18 protein-coding genes and 1 pseudogene are annotated in these 20890 nt (G+C 75.3%); 9 read left to right on the top strand and 10 right to left on the bottom strand.

The window, feature by feature from the left end:
- The first annotated feature begins 15 nt into the window (after nucleotides 1-15).
- From sftH to LPU43_RS03250, 3 genes are all read left to right on the top strand, one after another.
- Nucleotides 16-2589 (top strand): DEAD/DEAH box helicase, encoded by a 2574-nt coding sequence (gene sftH, locus LPU43_RS03240; RefSeq protein ID WP_373321644.1) that lies wholly within the window; start codon nucleotides 16-18, stop codon nucleotides 2587-2589.
- A gap of 95 nt (nucleotides 2590-2684) precedes the next feature.
- Entirely contained in the window at nucleotides 2685-2891 is a 207-nt protein-coding gene (locus LPU43_RS03245) for a hypothetical protein (RefSeq protein WP_229398707.1), read from the top strand.
- Between the two features lie 53 nt (nucleotides 2892-2944).
- Complete coding sequence (locus tag LPU43_RS03250) at nucleotides 2945-3523, top strand: LURP-one-related family protein (RefSeq protein ID WP_229398708.1); 579 nt, start codon at nucleotides 2945-2947, stop codon at nucleotides 3521-3523.
- An 8-nt stretch (nucleotides 3524-3531) separates the two neighbouring features.
- Here the strand turns inward: LPU43_RS03250 and LPU43_RS03255 are convergent, their stop codons facing one another.
- The 9 genes and pseudogenes from LPU43_RS03255 to ssd form a co-directional block, all read right to left on the bottom strand.
- Nucleotides 3532-4413, bottom strand: coding sequence for a hypothetical protein (locus LPU43_RS03255; RefSeq protein ID WP_229398709.1), 882 nt, complete (start codon nucleotides 4411-4413; stop codon nucleotides 3532-3534).
- Nucleotides 4414-4596: 183 nt separating this feature from the next.
- Nucleotides 4597-5976, bottom strand: a complete 1380-nt coding sequence (locus tag LPU43_RS03260) for an eCIS core domain-containing protein (RefSeq protein WP_229399308.1) — start codon at nucleotides 5974-5976, stop codon at nucleotides 4597-4599.
- A gap of 399 nt (nucleotides 5977-6375) precedes the next feature.
- A pseudogene (locus tag LPU43_RS03265) lies at nucleotides 6376-6744 on the bottom strand (Rv3654c family TadE-like protein); the annotation flags it as partial.
- Between the two features lie 92 nt (nucleotides 6745-6836).
- Nucleotides 6837-7226 (bottom strand): TadE family type IV pilus minor pilin, encoded by a 390-nt coding sequence (locus LPU43_RS03270; RefSeq protein ID WP_229398710.1) that lies wholly within the window; start codon nucleotides 7224-7226, stop codon nucleotides 6837-6839.
- A gap of 53 nt (nucleotides 7227-7279) precedes the next feature.
- Entirely contained in the window at nucleotides 7280-7447 is a 168-nt protein-coding gene (locus LPU43_RS03275) for a DUF4244 domain-containing protein (RefSeq protein ID WP_013283643.1), read from the bottom strand.
- A 49-nt stretch (nucleotides 7448-7496) separates the two neighbouring features.
- Nucleotides 7497-8234 carry a type II secretion system F family protein gene (locus LPU43_RS03280; protein ID WP_229398711.1) on the bottom strand — a complete coding sequence of 246 codons (738 nt, stop codon included), beginning with the start codon at nucleotides 8232-8234 and terminating at the stop codon, nucleotides 7497-7499.
- Nucleotides 8234-9328, bottom strand: coding sequence for a type II secretion system F family protein (locus tag LPU43_RS03285; protein ID WP_229398712.1), 1095 nt, complete (start codon nucleotides 9326-9328; stop codon nucleotides 8234-8236). Before LPU43_RS03285 ends, LPU43_RS03280 begins: the two co-directional genes overlap by 1 nt.
- Nucleotides 9325-10575, bottom strand: coding sequence for a TadA family conjugal transfer-associated ATPase (locus LPU43_RS03290; RefSeq protein WP_229398713.1), 1251 nt, complete (start codon nucleotides 10573-10575; stop codon nucleotides 9325-9327). The genes LPU43_RS03285 and LPU43_RS03290 overlap by 4 nt, the downstream gene beginning before the upstream one ends.
- Complete coding sequence (gene ssd, locus LPU43_RS03295; protein ID WP_229398714.1) at nucleotides 10572-11675, bottom strand: septum site-determining protein Ssd; 1104 nt, start codon at nucleotides 11673-11675, stop codon at nucleotides 10572-10574. Before ssd ends, LPU43_RS03290 begins: the two co-directional genes overlap by 4 nt.
- A gap of 317 nt (nucleotides 11676-11992) precedes the next feature.
- On the opposite strand from ssd, the gene LPU43_RS03300 reads away from it, so the two are divergent.
- From LPU43_RS03300 to LPU43_RS03320, 5 genes are all read left to right on the top strand, one after another.
- Complete coding sequence (locus LPU43_RS03300) at nucleotides 11993-13330, top strand: C39 family peptidase (RefSeq protein WP_229398715.1); 1338 nt, start codon at nucleotides 11993-11995, stop codon at nucleotides 13328-13330.
- A gap of 394 nt (nucleotides 13331-13724) precedes the next feature.
- Nucleotides 13725-14528, top strand: coding sequence for an HAD family hydrolase (locus LPU43_RS03305; protein ID WP_229398716.1), 804 nt, complete (start codon nucleotides 13725-13727; stop codon nucleotides 14526-14528).
- A 309-nt stretch (nucleotides 14529-14837) separates the two neighbouring features.
- Nucleotides 14838-15734 (top strand): hypothetical protein, encoded by an 897-nt coding sequence (locus LPU43_RS03310; RefSeq protein WP_229398717.1) that lies wholly within the window; start codon nucleotides 14838-14840, stop codon nucleotides 15732-15734.
- Nucleotides 15731-17095, top strand: coding sequence for a methyltransferase (locus LPU43_RS03315; protein ID WP_229398718.1), 1365 nt, complete (start codon nucleotides 15731-15733; stop codon nucleotides 17093-17095). The genes LPU43_RS03310 and LPU43_RS03315 overlap by 4 nt, the downstream gene beginning before the upstream one ends.
- Complete coding sequence (locus LPU43_RS03320; RefSeq protein ID WP_229398719.1) at nucleotides 16990-17622, top strand: TetR/AcrR family transcriptional regulator; 633 nt, start codon at nucleotides 16990-16992, stop codon at nucleotides 17620-17622. The genes LPU43_RS03315 and LPU43_RS03320 overlap by 106 nt, the downstream gene beginning before the upstream one ends.
- Before the next feature lie 12 nt (nucleotides 17623-17634).
- Here the strand turns inward: LPU43_RS03320 and LPU43_RS03325 are convergent, their stop codons facing one another.
- Complete coding sequence (locus tag LPU43_RS03325; RefSeq protein ID WP_229398720.1) at nucleotides 17635-18381, bottom strand: Fic family protein; 747 nt, start codon at nucleotides 18379-18381, stop codon at nucleotides 17635-17637.
- A 310-nt stretch (nucleotides 18382-18691) separates the two neighbouring features.
- On the opposite strand from LPU43_RS03325, the gene acs reads away from it, so the two are divergent.
- Nucleotides 18692-20656 carry an acetate--CoA ligase gene (gene acs, locus LPU43_RS03330; RefSeq protein WP_229398721.1) on the top strand — a complete coding sequence of 655 codons (1965 nt, stop codon included), beginning with the start codon at nucleotides 18692-18694 and terminating at the stop codon, nucleotides 20654-20656.
- The last annotated feature ends 234 nt before the right edge of the window (nucleotides 20657-20890 follow it).

Here is a 20890-nt window from a genome sequence, read left to right on the forward strand (position 1 = left end):
CCGGCAAAGCCATCCGTGAGGTCACCGGCGCAGGCTTCCCCTTACCCGCACCCCCGGCGGTCGACGCCGAACACTTGTGCGAGAGTGCAGGACGTGCCCCCCGCAGCAACCGTAGCCGCAGGCCACGGCCCCGACCGCCCGCCCGTGGCGGCCCCGGCCGAACTGCTGCGTCGGCTCCGGGCACGCACCGCCGCCGACCCGGTCACCCACGTCGAGCGGGTGCCGGCCCGCGCCGGGCAACCCGCCCCCTGGCCCGGGTGGGTGCCCGAGGAGCTGCGGGCGGCGTTCGCCCGGCGCGGCGTGGTCGCGCCCTGGCGGCACCAGGCCGAGGCCGCCGACCTCGCGTACGCGGGCCGGCACGTCGTCGTCGCCACCGGCACCGCCTCCGGCAAGTCGCTGGCGTACCAGCTCCCGGCGCTGGCCACCCTGCTCGCCGACCCCCGGGCCACCGTGCTCTACCTGGCCCCGACCAAGGCGCTCGCCGCCGACCAGTTCCGCGCCGTCGCCGGCCTGGAGCTGGAGGGGGTACGCCCCGCCTGCTACGACGGCGACACCCCGCGCGCCGAGCGGGACTGGATCCGTCGGCACTCCCGGTTCGTGCTGACCAACCCGGACATGCTGCACCACGGCATCCTCCCCGGGCACGCCCACTGGTCCGGCTTCCTGCGCCGCCTGACGTACGTGATCGTGGACGAGTGCCACACCTACCGGGGCGTGTTCGGCTCGCACGTCGCGCACGTGCTGCGCCGGCTGCGCCGCCAGTGCGCCCGTTTCGGCCGTACCCCCGGTCAGGCGCTCGCCGGCTCGCGCAGCACCCCCGGTCGGGCGCTCGCCGGCTCGCGCGGTACCCCTGGGCCCGTCTTCGTGCTGGCCTCGGCCACGGCCGGTGACCCGGCGACGGCGGCCGGGCGGCTCACCGGCCTGCCCGTCACGGCCGTCACCGAGGACGCCTCCCCGCGCGGCGGCGTGACGTTCGCCCTCTGGGAGCCCCCGCTGCTGCCCGCCGACACCGACGCGGCCGATCCGGGCGTCGCCGACCTCGCGCCGTCCCGCCGGTCGGCGCTGCGGGAGACCGCCGACCTGCTCGCCGACACGGTCGCGGCGGGGGTACGCACCCTCGCCTTCGTCCGCTCCCGCAAGGGCGCCGAGGTGGTGGCCGCCAACGCCCGGCGGGCCCTCGACGAGGCGGTCCCCGGGCTGGGCGAGCGGGTGGCCGCCTACCGGGCCGGCTACCTGCGCGAGGAGCGGCGCGGGCTGGAACGCGCGCTGCTGCGCGGCGACCTGCTCGGGCTCGCCTCGACCAACGCGCTGGAGCTGGGCGTCGACCTCGTCGGGCTGGACGCGGTGCTGATCTGCGGCTGGCCGGGCACCCGGGCGTCGCTGTGGCAGCAGGCCGGGCGGGCGGGGCGCTCCGGCGACGAGGCGCTCGCCGTGCTGGTCGCCCGGGACGACCCGCTCGACACCTACCTGGTGCACCACCCGGAGGCCCTGTTCGGGCGGCCGGTCGAGGCCACCGTGCTCGACCCCGCCAACCCGTACGTGCTCGCCCCGCAGCTTGCCTGCGCCGCACACGAGGCCCCGCTCACCCCGGCCGACCTGGAACTCTTCGGCTCCGGTGCGAAGGAGGCGGTGGACTCGCTGGTCGAGGCGGGGGCGCTGCGGCAGCGACCGACCGGCTGGTACTGGCGGCACCGGGAGCGGCCCGAGGTGGACCTGCGCGGCGAGGGCGGGGCCCCGGTCTGCGTGGTCGAGGCCGCCACCGGCCGGCTGCTCGGCACCGTCGACGGCGGGTCGTCGCACTTCCTCGTCCACCCCGGCGCGGTGCACCTGCACCAGGGCGTGTCGTACGTGGTCGACTCGCTCGACCTGGAGGAGGGGTGCGCGCTGGTGCACCCGGAGGAGCCCGACTGGTCCACCCACGCCCGGGACGTGACCTCGCTGACCGTGGCGTCGGTGCGCTCGTACGTCGACGCCGGCCCCGTCGGGCTCTTCCTCGGCGAGGTGGACGTGACCAGCCAGGTCGTGTCGTACCAGCGGCGGCGGATCGCCACGGGCGAGGTGATCGACACCCGGCCGCTGGACCTGCCGGCCCGCGAGCTGCGCACCGTGGCCGTCTGGTTCACCGTGTCGCCCGAGTCGCTGGCGGCGGCCGGCGTCGAGCCGGCGGACGTCCCCGGGGCGCTGCACGCCGCCGAGCACGCCGCGATCGGGCTGCTGCCGCTGATGGCCACCTGCGACCGCTGGGACATCGGCGGGCTCTCCACGGCGTTGCACCCGGACACGGAGGCCCCCACCGTCTTCGTGTACGACGGGCACCCGGGCGGGGCCGGGTTCGCCGAGCGGGCTTACCGGACGGCGGCGCAGTGGCTGCGCGCCACCCGCGAGGCCATCGCCGAGTGCGGGTGCGAGGCGGGCTGCCCGTCCTGCGTCCAGTCCCCGAAGTGCGGAAACGGCAACAACCCGCTGTCGAAGCCGGACGCCGTGCGGGTCCTCGACGTGGTGCTGGCCAACCTTCCGCCCGCCGGGCCGCCCCAGCAGCCCGGCCCGGCCGACGCCCCGGACTCGGCGGCGGCCGGCTCGCAGGAATAGATCGGGGCCCGGCGGGGCATTGATGCATGGGAGCGCTTCCATGCGTTCTCGGGTTCGCCACCACATGAACGCCGTTACCCGCCGGAGGAGGAGTCGTGGCCGACACCATCGCCGAGACCGTCGACCTGCTCTACACCATCGACCAGGAGAAACTCACCCCCGACCAGCAGATCGCCCTCGGCAACGCGCTGGCCGCGCTCGCCCAGGCCGAACGGCTGGACCAGATCAACGAGCGGCTGCGCAGCATCCAGCGGGTGCTGGACTCGTGGGCGCTCAAGGCGACGGCCGACGGCGGGCGGTGAACACCGGAATCGACGCTGTGCGAGACTCCGGCGACATTCGAAGGAGATTCCCCATGCAGCTCGAAGCCTTGCAGCAGCAGCGGCAGTTCCACGTCCGGCAGCGCATCCGGATGATGGTCAACCAGTACGAGGTCCACTCCGTCGCCCCCGACGGGTCGGAGGGCGGGCTGCTGGCGTTCGCGCAGCAGAAGCGGCTCGCTTTCAAGGAGCAGGTGACCATCTACACCGACGACAGCAAGCAGCAGCCGCTGCTCGGCTTCAAGGCCCGCCAGCGGCTCGACATCGGTGCCACGTACGACGTGACCGACCACGCCGGCAACCCGATCGGCCTGTTCCGCAAGGACTTCGCCCAGTCGCTGCTGCGCTCGACGTGGCACGTCGAGCAGGCCGGCCTGCCGCAGGTCACCGGCCAGGAGCGGAGCATGCCGGTGGCGCTGCTGCGCCGGTTCGTGGACTCGCTGTCCTGGCTGCCGTACCACTTCGACTTCACCGCCGGTGGCCAGCCGGTGTTCTCGGTCATCAAGAAGTGGGGCCTGCGCGACCGGTACGTCGTCGAGGTGCACAACCCGCAGATCGACCGGCGGCTCGTGATCGCCATGGCGATCGGCCTGGACGCCCTCCAGGGCCGCTGACCCCTCGCTTAAAACGCGGTCAAGATCTGCACAACTTCGGGGAAGGTGGGGCCTCGCGGCGCGACATGGCCGCACTTTCCCTGAAGTTGCGCGGGCCTCGGGGCGGAGAGGCTCAGAGCACCACGCCCATCTCCTCCCGCCAGGCGCAGGAGGTCGGGGCTCGCCGTCGGCGACCGGCGGACGATCGCCGCCACCAGCGCATGCCCCACCGGTCGGTGCCGGACCTCCGCCGTCGCCAGCCGGTCGGCGCTCACGATCGCCTCGCCCGCGTTCGCCAGGTCACCGGCCCGCAGGAACCCGCTCGCCGCGTCGAGCAGGTAGGCCGCCCGGCGCTCCGGCGGCAGCCGACAAAAGGCAATGCCCGCGACGAGCCGCCGATGCGCGGCGGGATCGGTGGGGCCCTCCCCGAGATCGACCGTCGCCGCCACCCCGGCCAGCTCGACCACCGTCGGGCCGAACGACGTCCGGTAGTGGTCCTGCCCCTCCCCCACGATCTCCGCCGCCGCGCCGGCCTGGTCGAGCAGTTCGCCGACGCTGTCGGCGTGCCCGAGGGTGGCCGCCCCGCGCGCGGCCACGATCAGCAGCGTCCCGTGGACGGAGAGCTGGTCGGCGGGGCCGGCGAGCGGGTTCGGCGGCGCGATCCGGTGGGCCACCGCGACGCTGATCTCCACCGCGTGCCGGGCCTGTCCCTGGGCCAGCAGCGCGTACCCGAGTTGGACGGCGGCGGCACCCGTCAGGAGCTGGTCGTCGGTGCCCTGGCCGACCGCCAGGGCCCGGTCCGCGGCCAGCCACGCCAGGTCGTCGACCCCGAGCTTGCGCAGCACCGCCGACGCGACCTGGTACGCCTCGGCCAGGTGACGCGCGCCCTCCGGCGCACCCGGCCCCTTCATCAGACGAGGACACCCCGGGCTGACCCGACGCTCCTCGGGAGGTCCACCACACGCACCATGTCAGCGACATGGCGGCTTCCCGCCGCCGGGACACCGCCACATCGCCGACACGGAGTCGATCAAACAGAGCGGCCGGGCTGAGTTCCTGGCCTTCTTCCAGGTCGCGTTCAGGCGGGCGGGCGTTCAGGCACGGGAGACGCGGACCAGCCGGTAGCTGGGCTGGTGTTGGGTTTTGAGCGGGACGCTGGTCCGCTCGTACTCCGCGTTCCCGAGCTCGACCTCGGAGCCCTCCTGCACGTTCAGCTCCCTGACGGTCACGGTCAGGGGACTGTGGCCGGCCGCGCCGGCGTTGGCGCTGTTAACCCTGTTGATGCCTGCGAGAAGGCTCTCCGCGAACCCCTGGGCGGGCTCGTTGTCGGTGAGCACGTAGGCGTGGCTCGCGGGCCCCATCACCACGTCGAGACAGGAGGCGAGGTCGTTCGGCGGCGGCAGCTTCGTCCACGGCCCCGGGTGCGGCACGAAGATGTCGGTGTGCGGCACGTGGTTGCCGAAGGCCGTGATGGAATCCCGGTGCAGCACCACCGCACCGGCGGGCACGCCCACACTGGCAAGGGCGAACTGTGCCGTCGACGTCATGTCCGGGTCGTAGGACGACACCTGACCGCGCCGTTTCGCGAGGCCGCCCAGGAAGCTGGCCTCTTCCTTGCTGACGACGTTGACCCCGCCGGTCACGGTGTGGCGTACCACTGCCAGCGCCTCCTCGACCTCGTAGATCTCGTCGTCTGCGGCCAGCGCCTGCAGGTCGGCGATCATCGCCGGGGGGAGGCCGAGGCCCGCGAACGCCGGATGATTGGGCACGTCGTTCGCCTCTATCAGGGAGCCTTCCCCCGTCTGTTGGTCCATCACGGCGATCATTCGCTGGACCGCCGGGCTCCCGGCATCGTGCCCGGGGTGCGCGGCATGATGCTCCGGCGGGGCGGCGAGGGACGCGGGTGCCGCCGACAGTGCCCTGGTCGCGTTCTCCTCGGCCTCCCGCTCGAACCGGTCGGACGGATCGCTGACCCGCAGCCCGTCGCCGCGGTCCGTGCCGTCCACGGCGCCAAGGCGCTGCTGGACTACGTGGGTCAGCTCGTGAGCGAGGGTGTGCGGGTCGCCGCCGCCCCGGCCGATCACCACGTGGTTGCCCGAGGTGTAGGCGCGTGCCCCGATCTCGCTGGCCGACTGCTCCGCCGCCGTGCCGGTGTGCAGCCGGACATCGGAGAAGTCCGCGCCGAGCCTGGCCTCCATGTCGACCCTGGTCACCTCGTCGAGGGGTGCTCCCGGGGACCGCAGCACCTCTGGCACCGTCGACCGCTGGACCGGCGACTCCCCGGCCAGCAGGCGGTTGACCTCGGAGTTGCCGATGGCGCGCTGGAGCGCCGCCAGCGCGGCCGGCGTGAGGGCTTCCGGCCCCAGGTCGGCATGGGTCGGGCGCGCGGGTGCGAGTGCCGCGTCTTGGACGGGCGTGGTGCGGTGTGGGGAGCCCGTGAGGCGCTGCCGCTCCGGATCCTGCCGTGCGCGCATGATCGTCTCCGTTCGACGGGGCTCCGCCGGACCGGTTCGGACGGGTGTGGGGCCGGGCCGGCAACGAGTCCGCCCGGGACGAGCCGGGCGATCATCGCCACTCCACCCTCGCGCGCGGGACGCCGTCCGGCGAGAGCCCGCCGGGCACACCTGTTGCCCCTGAGGGCCGTGCGCCCACCCCGTGCGGGTATGGGCTCTGCTCGCCGCATCCAAGCGTGAGCCACCGGGTTGAACGACGGCGACGCGGCCTTGGCTCGTGCCGCCATGGTCGCCCGCCGACGACGTTCGCGCCCTGGCCAGGCCGATGCGGGCTGTCGCCCTGGCGGGGCCAGTTCGGGCGGTCGCCCTGGCTGGGTCAGTTCGGGCGGTCGCCCTGGCTGGGTCAGCTCGAACGGTTGCCCTGGCTGGGCCGGCTCGGGCGGTCGCCCTGGCGACCCGGGTGAGGCCGGGTACCGGCGTGACGGTCACCTCCGTCGTCACCACAGCGTCCAGCCCGTCGAGCCGGCAGCCGGTCAGCCGCGCCCCGTTCGCCCGGACGACGGCGTCGGCGGACGCGCAGGCCACCTCGCTGCCCGTCGGAGTCTGCGCCGCTGCGGCGAGCGCGCCGAAGTCCGCCGCCACCGCCGCCCGTTGACGTGCCATCCGGGCGGCACCGACGGCCGCGCCGAAGACGCCGACGAGCACGAACGCCAGCCCGACGGCGAGCAGGCACACGGTCGCCCCGCCCCGATCGTCTCCACCCCGGCCGTCTCCGCGCCGCCGGTTCACTGTCGTCTCGCTCGCCTCGGCCTCTCCCGGGCTGCCGTTGCTTGGAGCGCGCACCAGCCGGACGGCCCTGCCCGTAGGGGCTGCGCGGTTCGTCACGGCTGTGGGCCCGGGGCGCCGGGCTCGACGGCGGCGACCGCGGTGGCGGTCACGGTGATCCGGGGCAGCCGGGCACCGAGGGCGCGCACGGGGGCCCGTACCGTCGCGGTGACCCGGTCGCCGACCACCGCGACCGAGACGTCGGCCCCGCCGGGGGCCGCCGCCTGGCCCGCTGCGACGCCGGGCTGGCCCCGGGAGGCGGCGAGCGCCGCCTCCCGGGCCGCCCCCAGGCAGCCGGCCTGCGTCGCCACCGCGTTCACGGCGGTGAGGCCGGCGAGCAGGAGCAGGAGCACCGCCGGCAGGCCGGCGGCCAGTTCGGCCGTGAACGACCCACGGTCCCGGGGCGGCCTCGGTCGCCCCGATCCGGTCGGGTCACCGGGGGCCATCGGCCCGACGGGTCTCGGCGTCCCATGGTCGGGCCCGGCCTGCCGGCGGGGTGTCACTTCAGGGCCCGGTCAATCACGGCGGTCAGCGCGGACTGGACGTTGCCCGAGGTCAGCACCTTGAGCAGGATGCCGGCGAACGCGACGGCGGCGAGCGTGCCGACGGCGTACTCGGCGGTGTTCATCCCGGCGTCGCCGCGCAGGCGGGTGAGCAGCTTCCGCATGTTGTTCCCTTCTCGACGTCTCGCCGCGCGGCCGGTCGGCCGACGGCGCTCAGAGCACGTCGCCGAGGACGGCGACGATCACCGGCACCAGGCCGGCGAGAATGAAGGCCGGCAGGAAGCAGAGCCCCAGCGGCAGCACGATGAGCACGCCGGCCCGGCGGGCGGACGCCTCGGCTGCGGTCCCACGGTCGCCGCGCAGGTCGTCGGCGAGGCGGGTCAGCGCGCCGGCCAACGCGGCACCGCTGTTCGACGAGCGCAGCGCCGCGCCGGCCAGCCGATCCGCCCCCGGCACCGGGGCGAGGTGCGCCCACGCCTCCTCGGGCCCGCCGCCGAGGAGCAGGGTCCGGCCGACCCGGCCGAGGCGGTCGCCCAGCGGCCCGCCGAGCGCCTCGGCCACCGCCAGCACGGAACGGTCGACGGGTGCCCCGGCCCGCATCGCGGCGGCGAGGAGGTCGGCGGCGAGGGGCAGGTCGGCGGCCTCCCGCAGCCGCCGTTCCCGGGCGGCGCGCGGCTCGATCCGGCGCAGCCCCCGGTCCGCCGCGACGGCGGCGAGGATGCCGCCGAGGAGGCCCGGCCAGCCGCCCAGCACGATCAGGACGGCCACCCCGGCCAGTCCGGCCCCGAGGCGTACCGGATCGGGCCACCACGCCGGTCGCACCCGCTCGGCGGGCTGGGTCCGCCGGGCCAGGCCGCGCAGCCGCCGGGCAGCGTTCACCCGCGTACCGACGGAAAGGGCGAGCACGGCCGCCACGGCGAGACAGCCGGCGGCGATCGCCTGGCGGAACATCAGCGGCTCCCGTCCGGTGCCGCGCCGAGGCGTTCCGCCCAGAGCAGGCCGGCGAGCTGGAGGACTACGGCCACCACCGCGCAGCCGCCCCCGATCGGCGTGCGTAGGAGGACCGCGACGGGGTCGACGCCGACCCCATACCCGAGCCCGATGCCGCCGAGCGGCAGGGCGGCGAGGAGCCAGGCGGTGGCTCGGCTCCCGGCCGCCTGGGCTGCGGCGGCGGCCAGCCCCCGGTCGGTGGCCCGGGCGTCGGCCTCAATCCGTTCGAGCAGGTCGGCCAGGGGCGCGCCGGTCCGGTCGGCGAGCCGGACCGCCGCGCGGGCCAGCCGCCCGAGCCGGTCGGGAGCGGCGGGGGCAGCGTCGTTGGACAGGGAGGCGGCGGCGGTCAACACCGGAACGCCCGCGCGCAGGTCGGCGGCGAGAGCGCAGAGCTGGTCCAGGCTGTGCCGCCGCGCGAGCTGCGCCCGCCGGGCGAGACGCCTGCGGACCAGCCCGCGCACGGCCAGCGCGCCGTACGCGCCGACCACCACGGCGGCCACCGGCCCGGCCAGGACGGCACCGGAGGCCGCACCCACCACGCCCCCGACCAGCGGGGCCCGCCGGGGCGAGGCCGACAGCCAGCCCGGCGCGCGCAGCGAGCGGACGCCGGCCGCCCACGACCGGGTACGCCCGCCGCCCATTCCGCCGGGAGGCGGAACCGGGTGCGGCGGCGTGGCCGGGTCGGGCTGGAGCAGGGCGGCTGCCGGCCTGCGCGGATCGCGCCGACCGGGCGGCCCCGGCCGCCCGCCGGGCCCGAGCGGGCCGGAAGGACCAGCGGGGCTGGGCGAGGGGCGACAGCCGACCTGAACGGGTGAGGGGCGGTAGCCGGCCCGGTCGGAGGACGGGCCCGGGGTGCACGGGCCGGAGGCGGCCCGGGGCGGGCGTGTTCCTCCCGGCACGGGGTCCCGCGTCGGTGAGCCGACAGCTCCCTCCGGTCGCGGAGGCGGCCCACCCAGCACCGCGCGTCTCCTGGCCCGGCGGCTGTGCGTCGGCCACGCCACGGCCGTCGCGGCGGCGACGAGGAAGACGGTCACCAGCCATCCGGTCGTGGTCACCCGGGCTCCCCGTGGCGGGGAGGAGCCTCGGCCCGGCCACCCCGCTCGACGCCGCCCGGCCCCGCCTCGCGCAGGACCGGCGGAACGGGGACGTCCCGCTCCCGCAGCAGCGTGGCGAGGGCCCGTGCGGCGGGGCCGGCCCCGTGGCCGCGCACCCAGGCGGGAACGACCGTGACCAGGTGGTCCGGGCCGTCGGGGAGCAGCAGGCAGACCGACTCCAGGACGCGGCCCCGCGCGCCCCGGCGGACCTGGAGCAGCACCTGGAGAGCGGCGGCGACCTGCGCGTGCAGTGCGGCCCGGGGCAGCCCGCCGAGCATGCCGAGGGCCTCCAACCGCGCCGGTACGTCCGACGGCGCGTTCGCGTGCAGCGTGCCCGCGCCGCCGTCGTGGCCGGTGTTCAGCGCGGCGAGCAGGTCGACGACCTCCCCGCCCCGGCACTCGCCGACCACCAGCCGGTCCGGCCGCATCCGCAACGCCTGCCGGACCAGGTCGCTGAGGCCGACGGCGCCGGAGCCCTCCACGTTGGAGGTGCGGGCCTGCAACCCGACCACGTGCGGGTGCACGGGCCGCAGCTCGGCGGCGTCCTCGACCAGGACGATGCGCTCGGTGGCCGGCACCAGCCCCAGCAGGGTGTTCAGCAGCGTCGTCTTGCCGGAGCCGGTGCCGCCGACGACCAGGTACGCCAGCCGGGCCGCCACCACCGCCGCCAGCACCGGGGCGACCGGCTGCGGCACGGTGCCCTGCCGCACGAGATCGTCCAGCGTGAACGGGCGCTGACGGAAGGTGCGCAGGGAGAGGTAGGGCCCGTCCGTCGCCACGGGAGGCAGCACGGCGTGCAGCCGCGTGCCGTCGGGCAGCCGGGCATCGGCGTACGGGCAGCCGTCGTCGAGGCGGCGGCCCGCCCCGGCGGCGAGGCGCTGGGCCAGGCGCCGCACGTCGTCGGGCGTGCCGACCGGCACCGCGACCTGGTACAGGCCCTGCCCCCGATCCACCCAGACGCGGTTGCCGTTGACGAGGACGTCGGTGACCTGCGCGTCGGCGAGCAGGGGGGCCAGCGGCCCCGCGCCGACGAGGTCGTCGTGCACCCGGCCGGCGATCCGCAGCACCGTCGTGTCCCCGAGGACGGCGGCGGCGGGCTCGGCGCGTACGGCGGAGACCACGGCCGCCGGGGTCACCGGGGTCGCCGTGGTGGCGAAGCGCTGGCGTACCCGGCTGGCGAGCTGCTCGCCGTCGGCGGGGCCGGTCACGCCGCACCCGGCATGGGCAGGCCGGTCAGCTCGCCGACGATCCGCTGGCAGAGCGCGGCGAGCGGGCCGCGCCCGTCGGCGGCGGGCGCCTCGCCGCGCTCCAGCCCCCGGCACAGCCCCGGCTCGGGGCGAAGCGTGCCGGCCAGCGGCAGCCCCAGGGCGCGGGCCACCTCCACGGCCTTGAGCCGGCCCGGCGCGGGGCCGCGCACGATGACGGAGAGCTGCGGGCAGTGCGGGGCGGCAGCGGCGGCGACCCGGGCCGCCGCCGCCGTGGCGCGCAGCTCGGCCGGTACGACCAGGAACGCCTGCTCGGCGGCCTGCAACGCGAGCACGGCCGGGTCGTCGAGGTGCCGGGGCACGTCGACCACGACGAAGTCCCGCCCGCGCCGCGCGGCCTCCAGGGTGGCCGCCATGGCCGGGGCGGGCAGGGCCAGCGGGTCGCCCCGGTCCCAGGAGAGCACCACCAGGTCACCCCGGCTGGGCAGGGCCCGGACCAGCGCCGGCGGGTCGACCCGCCCGTCGGCGTCGGTGAGCGCCGGCCAGCGCAGCCCGTCGAGCTGCTCCCAGCCGAGCACCAGGTCCAGCCCGCCGCCGAGCGGATCGGCGTCGACGAGCAGCGTGCGCAGCCGGGCCCGGGCGGCGGTGACGGCCAGGCCGCCGGCGAGGACGCTGGCCCCGGCCCCGCCCCGGCCGCCGAGCACCGCGACCACCCGGGCCGCCGCGTCGCCGGCCCCACCGGGCGCGCACTCGGCGAACCGGTCAACCAGCCACGGCTCCGCGGTCGGCAGCGTGGCGACGTGCTCGGCCCCGATCAGCTCGGCGATCTCCCACGCGGGGTCGAGCTGCCCGGTGCGGCCCACCAGGACCACGCGCGGCCGGCGCGGCAGCCGCGCCCGCAGGCACGCCTGCGCCTGGTCGTCGCCGACCAGCACCATCGACGCGGGCGACCAGCGGGACCGGGCAGCAGCGGCGTCGGCGGCCACCTCGACCTCGGTGCCGCCTGCTGCGGCGAGCCGGAGCAGGTCGTCGAGGAGGGCGTCGTCGGAGGTGACCAGCAGCGGCAGCCGCCGGCGCGGCGAGAGCGAGGTACGGGGCGGCATCGCGGCCTCCAGCAGTCGGGCTCGGGGGGTGCTGCCGGAGAGCGTGCCCGGGTGCGACCGGTCCGCGGCGGTCGCGAGCCGGGGCCTGTGGATAACCGAGCGCGCTGTGGACAACGCCCGGAGGACGGGTTGATCTGCTATGGCCTCGCGCTCTACCGCAGGTCGTGGTTGCGGGCAGGAACCCCGGCGCTGGAGCGCCGGCACACGTCCTCACGAGAACCAGCTACGGCAATAATTTTCAATACGTCTATATATGGCGAAGCTTCCCGCCGTCCAGGACAGTGAACGGCAACGATGCCTCACCCTGTGGAGCTGCCATGGCCATGACACCGCTGCGCGCCGCCGCCCTCGCGGGCGCCACCGCGCTCGCCCTCCTCGGCACCACCGCCTCCGCAGGGGCCACCGGCCCGGCCGCCGGTGCCGGCACGGTCACCCACGACGAGCGCGTCACCTGGCAGGGCTGGTCCGGGGCCACCCTGTCAGCCGGTGCCACCGCCGGCACCACCGTCACCGCCGCCGGGCTCGCCCTCGGCACGCCGACCGGCACCACGATCTACAAGGACCCGCACACCGGCACCAGGCGGACCTGGGCGTACGGCACCTGGACCTCGCCGCTGACCGAGATCGGCTTCGGCGCCAGCGAGCTGGTGGCCTCCTGGAACGCCGACTCCCCGGCCGGCACCTGGCTCCAGGTCGAGCTCCAGGGCACCTACACCACCGGCACCCGCACCCCGTGGTACGTGCTGGGGCGCTGGGCCTCCGGCGACGGCGACATCAAGCGGACCACCGTCGACAGGCAGGGCGACAGGACGTCCAGCATCCAGGCCGACACCTTCGTCATCGACAACGCGAGCGCCGGGGTGCTGCTGCGGGCGTACCAGCTCCGGCTGACCCTCTACCGCGACCCGGCGCGGACCGCCTCCCCGCTGGTCCGCTCGGTCGGCGCGATGAGCTCGAACGTGCCCGACCGGTTCACCGCCGCCCCGAGCACGGGCCACATCGCCTGGGGCACCGAGCTGGCGGTACCCCGCTACTCGCAGAACGTCCACACCGGCCACTACACCCAGTACGGCGGCGGCGGCGAGGCCTGGTGCTCGCCGACCTCCGTCGAGATGGTCGTCGAGTACTGGGGCCGGAGGCCCTCCGCCGCCGACACGTCCTGGGTGAGCCCCGGCCACGCGGACCCGACGGTCGACCACGCCGCCCGGATGACCTACGACTACCAGTACCAGGGGGCCGGCAACTGGCCGTTCAACACCGCCTACGCGGCCAGCTTCCCCGGGCTGGAGACGAAGGTGACCCGGCTGCACTCGCTCGACGAGGTCGAGCACTTCATCGCCGCGGGCATCCCCGTGGTGACCAGCGTGTCCTTCCTGGCCAGCGAGCTGACCGGGGCGGGCTACGACACCGCCGGGCACCTGATGGTGGTGGTCGGCTTCACCCCCACCGGTGACGTGATCGCCAACGACCCGGCCTCACCCCGCAACGACGCCGTACGGCACGTCTACTCGCGGGGGCAGTTCGAGCAGGTCTGGCAGCGGACCAGGCGGACCACGTCCAGCGGCGGCACGAGCAGCGGCTCCGGCGGCATCGCCTACCTCATCAAGCCGACCGGGGTGGCCTGGCCGCAGGTGACGGGCTCCACCAACTGGTAGCGACAGTCGGCCGGACGGGCCCTTCGGGCACGGACGGAGATGAGACCTGAACACCCGAGCCGAAAAGGGACGACCCCCGTCGGGGGGTGACGGGGGTCGTCGGGAGGTTCGGCTCCGGGGGGGTGTGAGCCGAACCGGCTCAGCGGCCACGGGGGGTGCAACCGCCGAGGGCTTGCAAGTCGTCCGAGATGTGAGCACTCGTCGCAAGCACAAGCATGCCTGAGCAACCCGTATACGTCGAGTGCTGGCGCATCTACTCCCTGCGAAATTCTGCGCGGAGAGTGTGATGGCCGTCACTGACAGCGCGGGCAGCAGGGGTCGCTTGAGGGGCCCGGCCGGTGTTCACACCCCGGGCACCCGCCGACGATAGACCATCCGGCTAGACTTTCGCGCCGTGGGCCGAAGTGCCGCTTTTTTCGATCTGGACAAGACCGTCATCGCCAAGTCGAGCGCGTTGGCGTTCGGTCGGCCGTTCTACCGCGATGGGCTGATCACGCGGCGGGACGTGGTGAAGTCCGCGTACGCCCAGCTCATGTTCCGGCTGGGCGGCACCGACGAGCAGACCATGGCCAGGACCCGGGACTACCTCGCCGCGCTCTGCAAGGGCTGGCAGGTGGAGCAGGTCCGCCAGATCGTCGCGGAGACCCTGCACGAGCTGATCAATCCCTACGTGTACGCCGAGGCGGCGGCCCTCATCGAGGAGCACCAGGCCGCCGGCCGGGACGTCGTGCTGGTCTCCGCCTCCGGCGACGAGATGGTCCGGCCGATCGGCGAGCTGCTCGGGATCACCGACGTGATCGCCACCCGGATGACGGTGGAGGACGGTCGCTACAGCGGTGAGGTGGAGTTCTACGCCGCCGGCCCGAGCAAGGTCGAGGCGGTCAGCGAGCTGGCCGAGTTGCGGGGCTACGACCTCGCCGACTCGTACGCGTACTCCGACTCGGTGAGCGACCGGCCGCTGCTGGAGTGCGTGGGCCACCCGACGGCGGTCAACCCGGACCGGGCGCTGCGCAAGCTGGCGACGGAGAACGCCTGGCCGGTGCTGGAGTTCCGGCACCCGATCCCGCTGGGCCGCCGGCTGCGGGAACGCCCCGCCGTCCCGGTCGCCGCGGCGGCGCTCAGCGTCGGGGTCGGGGTCGCGATCGGCATCGCCTGGTACGGCCGGCACCGCCGCACCCGCATCGCCCCCGTCCCCTGACCGGGCGGCCGGGAAGGACCACTGCCCGGCCCTCCGCCACCCCACCCTTGCCGTCCGGCGAGCACCCTCCCCTCCGGCCTGCCACTGCCCCGGGTGCAACGCCGCCGGGGGTTCGACACCGCCCGGGTCCGACGCCACCCGGGTTCGACGCCACCCGGGGTGCGACGCCGTCCACTTTCCGGCCGGCCCCTGACGCCCCACCCCGACCCAGCCAGAAGAACCCGGAAGAGCACCAAAACCCCCTGTTGAGCATTCGCTCAAATTCACCTACCCTCGTTTTGAGCAGGTGCTCAAAACGAGGAGGCCGCCATGCCCGAGCAGGACGAGAAGCCGCCCCGGCGGACAGCCGCCAACTGGGTGCTGGCCGGGCTGATCGGGCTCTTCGGGCTGGTCGTCTTCGCCGCCACGGTCCGCTCGGGGCGCGCCGACAGCGCCCTGTTGTTCGTGGCGCTCCCGGTGCTCCTCGCCGCCGGCCTCGCCCTCACGCCGGGGCGCACCGCGCACGGCCGGGTCTTCGTGGTCACCACGATCGTCCTGCTGCTGGCGGCGGTGGCGCTGCACGAGGGCGCGGTGTGCGTCGTCCTGGCGGCCCCGCTGGTGTACGCGGTGGCGCACGGCACCACCGCGCTGATCCGCGCGCTGCACAACGCCTCGCGGGCGTACTCGTTCCTCGCCGTGCCGCTGCTGCTCCTGCCCGGGCTGGAGGGCAGCGGCGTCGCCCCCCGGTTGGCCCCGGAGCAGTCGGTCGAGGTGGTCCGGGTGGTGGCGCTGCCCGTCGACCGGGTCGCCGAACGGCTCGCCGCCGGGCCCCGTCCCGCACCGGTCCGGTCGGTGCCCCTGCGGGTGCTGGGCGTGCCCACCCCCGACCAGGTCAGCGGCGACGGCCTGGCCGTCGGTGACCGCTGGATGTTCGGCTACCACGGCAGCGCGCACGGGCCGGGCGGCCACCTGCTCGCCGAGGTGGAGACCGCCGCGCCGGGGCACGTCGGCTTCCGCTTCGTCGAGGACACCTCGATCACCGCGCGCTGGTTGGGCTGGCGGCACGCGGACCTGCGCTGGCGGGCGGTCGACGCCGGGCACACCGAGGTCCGGATCACCGTGGACTACCGGCGCGGGCTCGACCCCTCCTGGTACTTCGGCCCGCTGCAACAGTTCCTGGTCGGCGAGGGTGTCAGGCACCTGCTCGACATGATGGTGCCCCGGTGACGGCGGCCCGCCACCTCAGCCTGGCGGTGCCCCTGCTGGCCGTGCTCGCCGCCACCCGGCTGGACCGGGGCCGGGACGCGCGGGCGGCGGCGCTGCTGGCCTTCGTCGCCGCAGCCCTCGGCATCGCCGCGCTCTCCGAGGCGGCCCGGCACACCGGCTGGTACGCCTTCGCGCCGGTGCGGGGCGCGTACCGGGGGCTGCCGGTGGACCTGTGGATCGGCTGGGCGGCCCTGTGGGGCCCGCTGCCCGTGCTGCTGCGCCGGATCCTGCCGCTGCCGCTGGCGCTCGGCCTGCTGCTCTGGCTCGACGCCGTGGCGATGCCCGCCCTGGCCCCGCTGGTGCGGCTCGGCCCGCACTGGCTCGTCGGGGAGGCGGTCGGGCTGCTCGCCGTGGCCCTGCCCGCCCAACTGCTCGGCCGGTGGTGCGCGGATCGGCACCGCCTCGCTGCCCGGGTGCTGCTCCAGGTCGGCGTCTTCGCCGCCCTGCTGCTCTGGTTCGTGCCGACGCTGGCCTTCGAGCTCGGCGACGGGTCGTGGGCCGGGATCACCGGGCTGTCCCCGTCCGGGCTGCTGCTCCTCGGGCAGGTGGCCCTGCTGGTGGCGACCCCGGCGCTGGCCGCCGTGCGGGAGTTCGCCGTCCGGGGCGGCGGCACGCCGTACCCCTGGGATCCGCCCCGGCGGCTGGTCACCACCGGGCCGTACGCCTATCTGGCCAATCCGATGCAGGCCGGCGCGGTGGCCCTGGTGCTGCTCACCGCCACGGTGACCCGCAGTGCGGCGCTGGTCGGCGCGGCGGTGGTGGCGGTCGCGTGCGCGGCGGCGGTGGCCGGGCCGCACGAGCGGCACGACCTCGCCGGCCGGTACGCGCGGGAGTGGTGGGCGTACCGGGAAGAGGTACGCGACTGGTGGCCGCGCCGCCGGCCGTACGCGTCGGGGCCACCGGCGGTCCTCTGGCTCGACGACGGCTGCGGCCCGTGCGCGGCGGTGTGGCGGTTCCTGGCCCGCCGCCGCCCGGTGGGCCTCACCGTCGCCTCCGCCGCGACGCACGACGGGGTGCTGTGGCGGGCGGAGTACGTGGGCGGGGACGGTCACCGGGAACGGGGGGTGGCCGCCGTCGCCCGCGCCCTCGAACACGTGGACCTCGGCTGGGCGCTGGTCGGCTGGGCGCTGCGACTGCCCGGGGTCGGCTGGCTCGCGCAGCTCGTGAGCGATGCGATGATCGCTCCGCCGCATCCGGCCGGTACGCGAGGAGAGGGATGTCCGACACGAAGCAACGTCTCCTGGACGGGGCCATGGCCGCGATCCGGGAGCACGGCATCGCCGGGGTCTCGGCCCGCACCATCGCCGCCGCCGCCGGGGTGAACCAGGCGTTGGTCTTCTACCACTACGGCAGCGTGGACGACCTGCTCGCGGCGGCCTGCCGGGCCAACGCGGCCGAGCGGGTCGCGCACTGGTCGGCGCGGCTGGCCGGGATCGGCTCGCTGCGCGAGCTGCTGGCCGCCGGCCGCGCCCTGCACCAACAGGAGCGGGAGCTGGGCAACGTCTCCGTCCTCGCCCAGTTGCTCGCCGGGGCGCAGGCCGACGAGCGGCTGGCCGCCCCGACGGCCGGCGCGCTGCAGCTCTGGGTGGACGAGATCGAGGCCGTCCTGGGCCGGCTGCTCGCCGGGTCGCCGTTCGCGGAGATCGCGGACGTGCCGGGGCTCGCCCGGGCCGTGTCGGCGGCGTTCGTCGGGCTGGAGCTCTACGACGGGGTGGACCGGGCCGGGGCGGAGCGGGCGATGTCCGCGCTCGACCAGCTCGCCCTGCTCATCGAGATCGTGGACGACCTCGGGCCGGTCGCCCGGCGGGCCCTGCGGGCGAAGATCGACCGCGCGGTCCGGCGGGGCTGAAGACCAGGCCGGTCAGGCGGCGGCGAGGATCTCGTCGCCGACGGCGGTGAGCTGGTCGGCGCCCACCTCCACGGCCGCCATGTAGTGCCGCAGCCAGGAGCGCAGGCCGTCCGGGGTGCCGGTGGCGAAGGCGCCGGCCGCGCCGACGTACTCCGGCTCCCGCTCGCGGTGGCCCACGTCGACGGCGACCAGGCCGCGCGGGTCGAAGCCGGCGGACATCAGCACCAGCCGGGCCGCGCCCCGGGCGACCAGTCCGGACGGCCCGGCGAACGGGCGCAGGTTGAGCAGCTCGCCGTGCACCACGGCGGCGAGCACCAGCGGGGGCACCGTCGTGCCGCCGGCGACCAGCCCGGCCAGGCCGTCCAGCCGGGCGCCGACCACCGGGTCGGCCACCGGCCGCCCCAGCTCGTTCTCGGGTACGGCGTCCCGGGCGGCGAGGACGTGCAGCCGGGCGAGGACCTGCCGGGGCGCCCTCGGCCAGCGCTCGGTCAGCCCCGGCAGCGCGCCGGCCACCCGCAGCGCCCCCTGGAGCACCGCATCGGTGACGGTGCCGGCGCGGACGGACTCGCGCTCGTGGGCGTACCCCTCCAGGGCGGCGCTGGCCACGGCGGACCGCAGGCTGACCTCGGCCGCTACCTGGCCGCCGTGCCGGCGCAGCGCGCGGTGGCGCATCGCCGCGTCGACGCGGTCGCGGGCCCGCTCGACGGCGGGGGCGATGTCGGCGAGCGCGAGCAGCGGGGCGAGCGGGTCGGTGGTCACCCCGCCACGCTAGCGACCCGGGCGACCCGCCCGAGCCCGAGCCACCGACAACGCGACGCGAGCCACCCGCGCCGCACCCGCGCCACGTCTGCCGTAGCCCGCTGCGGCCGCGTCCCGACCAGTGGAGCGGTTGAGAGGGGTGCCCTCCTTCCGACCGGAGGCGTTAATAGGATGCTTTCCTTACAGTTCGGCGCGAGGTGGGGGCCGCTCGGCGCGGGCACCGCGACGGCACCTGTCGCGGGCGGGCGTCGTCGGACTAACCTCTGCGGGGTACGCGACGCAGGTCACGAAGCGACGAGGGAGTTCCGGCATGAGCGAGGCACTGGCCAATCTGCTGAACGAGACGCGGCAGTTCGCGCCCCCGGCCGAACTCGCCGCGAACGCCAACGTCACCGCCGACGCGTACGACGAGGCCGCCGCCGACCGGCTCGCGTTCTGGGAGCGGCAGGCCGGCCGGCTGACCTGGGCGCAGCAGTGGGACCAGGTGCTCGACTGGTCGAACCCGCCGTTCGCGAAGTGGTTCGTCGGCGGCCGGCTGAACGTGGCGTACAACTGCCTGGACCGGCACGTCGAGGCGGGTCTGGGCGACCGGGTCGCCATCCACTGGGAGGGCGAGCCGGGCGACACCCGCACCATCACGTACGCCGAGCTGCACAAGCTCACCTGCCAGGCGGCGAACGCGCTGACCGAGCTGGGCGTGGCGGCCGGCGACCGGGTGGCGATCTACCTGCCGATGGTCCCCGAGGCGGCGGTGGCGATGCTGGCCTGCGCCCGGATCGGCGCGACGCACAGCGTGGTCTTCGGCGGCTTCTCCGCCGACGCGCTGACCAACCGCATCCAGGACGCCAGCGCCAAGGTCGTGATCACGGCCGACGGCGGGTACCGCCGGGGCAAGCCGTCGGCGCTGAAGCCGACGGTGGACGAGGCGGTGGCGAACTGCCCGTCGGTGGAGCACGTGCTGGTGGTCCGCCGCACCGGCGAGGAGGTCGCCTGGTCGGCCAAGGACCGCTGGTGGCACGAGACGGTGGAGCAGGCGTCGACCGAGCACACCGCCGAGGCGTTCGACGCCGAGCACCCGCTGTTCATCCTCTACACCTCCGGCACCACGGCCCGGCCGAAGGGCATCCTGCACACCACGGGCGGCTACCTCACGCAGGCGGCGTTCACGGCGCACGCCGTGTTCGACCTGAAGCCGGAGACCGACGTCTACTGGTGCACCGCCGACATCGGCTGGGTGACCGGCCACTCCTACATCGTGTACGGCCCGCTGGCCAACGGCGCCACCCAGGTCATGTACGAGGGCACGCCGGACACCCCGCACAAGGGCCGGTTCTGGGAGATCGTGGGCAAGTACAAGGTCAGCATCCTGTACACGGCCCCGACGCTGATCCGCACGATGATGAAGTGGGGCGAGGACATCCCCGCTGGCTACGACCTGTCCTCCCTGCGGCTGCTGGGCAGCGTCGGCGAGCCGATCAACCCCGAGGCGTGGATGTGGTACCGCCAGCACGTCGGCCGGGGTGAGCTGCCGATCGTGGACACCTGGTGGCAGACGGAGACGGGCGCCATCATGATCTCCCCGCTGCCCGGCGTCACCGAGACCAAGCCGGGTTCGGCGATGACCCCGCTGCCGGGCGTGGTCGCCGACGTGGTGGACGACCAGGGCCAGTCGGTGCCCAACGGCGGCGGGGGCTACCTCGTGCTGCGCGAGCCGTGGCCGTCGATGCTGCGCACCATCTGGGGCGACGACGACCGGTTCGTCGAGACGTACTGGTCCCGCTTCGAGGGCATGTACTTCGCCGGGGACGGGGCGAAGAAGGACGACGACGGGCACATCTGGCTGCTCGGCCGGGTCGACGACGTGATGCTGGTGTCGGGCCACAACATCTCCACGACCGAGGTGGAGTCCGCCCTGGTGTCGCACCCGTCGGTCGCGGAGGCGGCGGTGGTCGGCGCGACCGACCCGACCACCGGGCAGGCGATCGTGGCGTTCGCCATCCCGCGCGGCACGGCCGACACCTCGGGCGAGGCGGGCGAGAAGCTCATCACCGAGCTGCGTAACCACGTCGCGAAGACCCTCGGCCCGATCGCCAAGCCCCGGCAGATCATGCTGGTGCCGGAGCTGCCGAAGACCCGCTCCGGCAAGATCATGCGTCGGCTGCTGCGGGACGTCGCGGAGAACCGGTCGCTGGGCGACGTCACCACGCTCCAGGACTCCTCGGTGATGGAGCTGATCTCCACCGGCATGGGCGGCGGCAAGTCCGACGAGGAGTGACGACAGGCGTACCCGCAGGTGGGTGGCGGTCCGTTCGGGCCGCCACCCACCTGCGTTCGTGCCGTCGGCACGCCGACGTGGGGTGAGCGGGCCGCCTCGGGCGGTCGGACGGTCGGTGGAGAGGCACCGGCCTGAACGGACACAGGGGTCGATTCCCACTGTCGGAAGACTCCTCTGTCCTTTAGGTTCAGCCGCATCGGCCGGTTCGACGCATGTCACTGCGCAGGCCCGGCC

This window comes from Micromonospora okii, from assembly GCF_020884795.1.
GTDB lineage: Bacteria > Actinomycetota > Actinomycetes > Mycobacteriales > Micromonosporaceae > Micromonospora > Micromonospora okii.

Coding starts and splice junctions, on each gene's coding strand:
- acs (WP_229398721.1), top strand. CDS start 18,692: ATGAGCGAGGCACTGGCCAATCTGCTGAACGAGACGCGGCAGTTCGCG.
- LPU43_RS03320 (WP_229398719.1), top strand. CDS start 16,990: ATGTCCGACACGAAGCAACGTCTCCTGGACGGGGCCATGGCCGCGATC.
- LPU43_RS03275 (WP_013283643.1), bottom strand. CDS start 7,447: ATGCGGAAGCTGCTCACCCGCCTGCGCGGCGACGCCGGGATGAACACC.
- LPU43_RS03250 (WP_229398708.1), top strand. CDS start 2,945: ATGCAGCTCGAAGCCTTGCAGCAGCAGCGGCAGTTCCACGTCCGGCAG.
- LPU43_RS03310 (WP_229398717.1), top strand. CDS start 14,838: ATGCCCGAGCAGGACGAGAAGCCGCCCCGGCGGACAGCCGCCAACTGG.
- LPU43_RS03270 (WP_229398710.1), bottom strand. CDS start 7,226: ATGGCCCCCGGTGACCCGACCGGATCGGGGCGACCGAGGCCGCCCCGG.
- LPU43_RS03260 (WP_229399308.1), bottom strand. CDS start 5,976: ATGCGCGCACGGCAGGATCCGGAGCGGCAGCGCCTCACGGGCTCCCCA.
- LPU43_RS03255 (WP_229398709.1), bottom strand. CDS start 4,413: ATGAAGGGGCCGGGTGCGCCGGAGGGCGCGCGTCACCTGGCCGAGGCG.
- ssd (WP_229398714.1), bottom strand. CDS start 11,675: ATGCCGCCCCGTACCTCGCTCTCGCCGCGCCGGCGGCTGCCGCTGCTG.
- LPU43_RS03300 (WP_229398715.1), top strand. CDS start 11,993: ATGGCCATGACACCGCTGCGCGCCGCCGCCCTCGCGGGCGCCACCGCG.
- LPU43_RS03280 (WP_229398711.1), bottom strand. CDS start 8,234: ATGTTCCGCCAGGCGATCGCCGCCGGCTGTCTCGCCGTGGCGGCCGTG.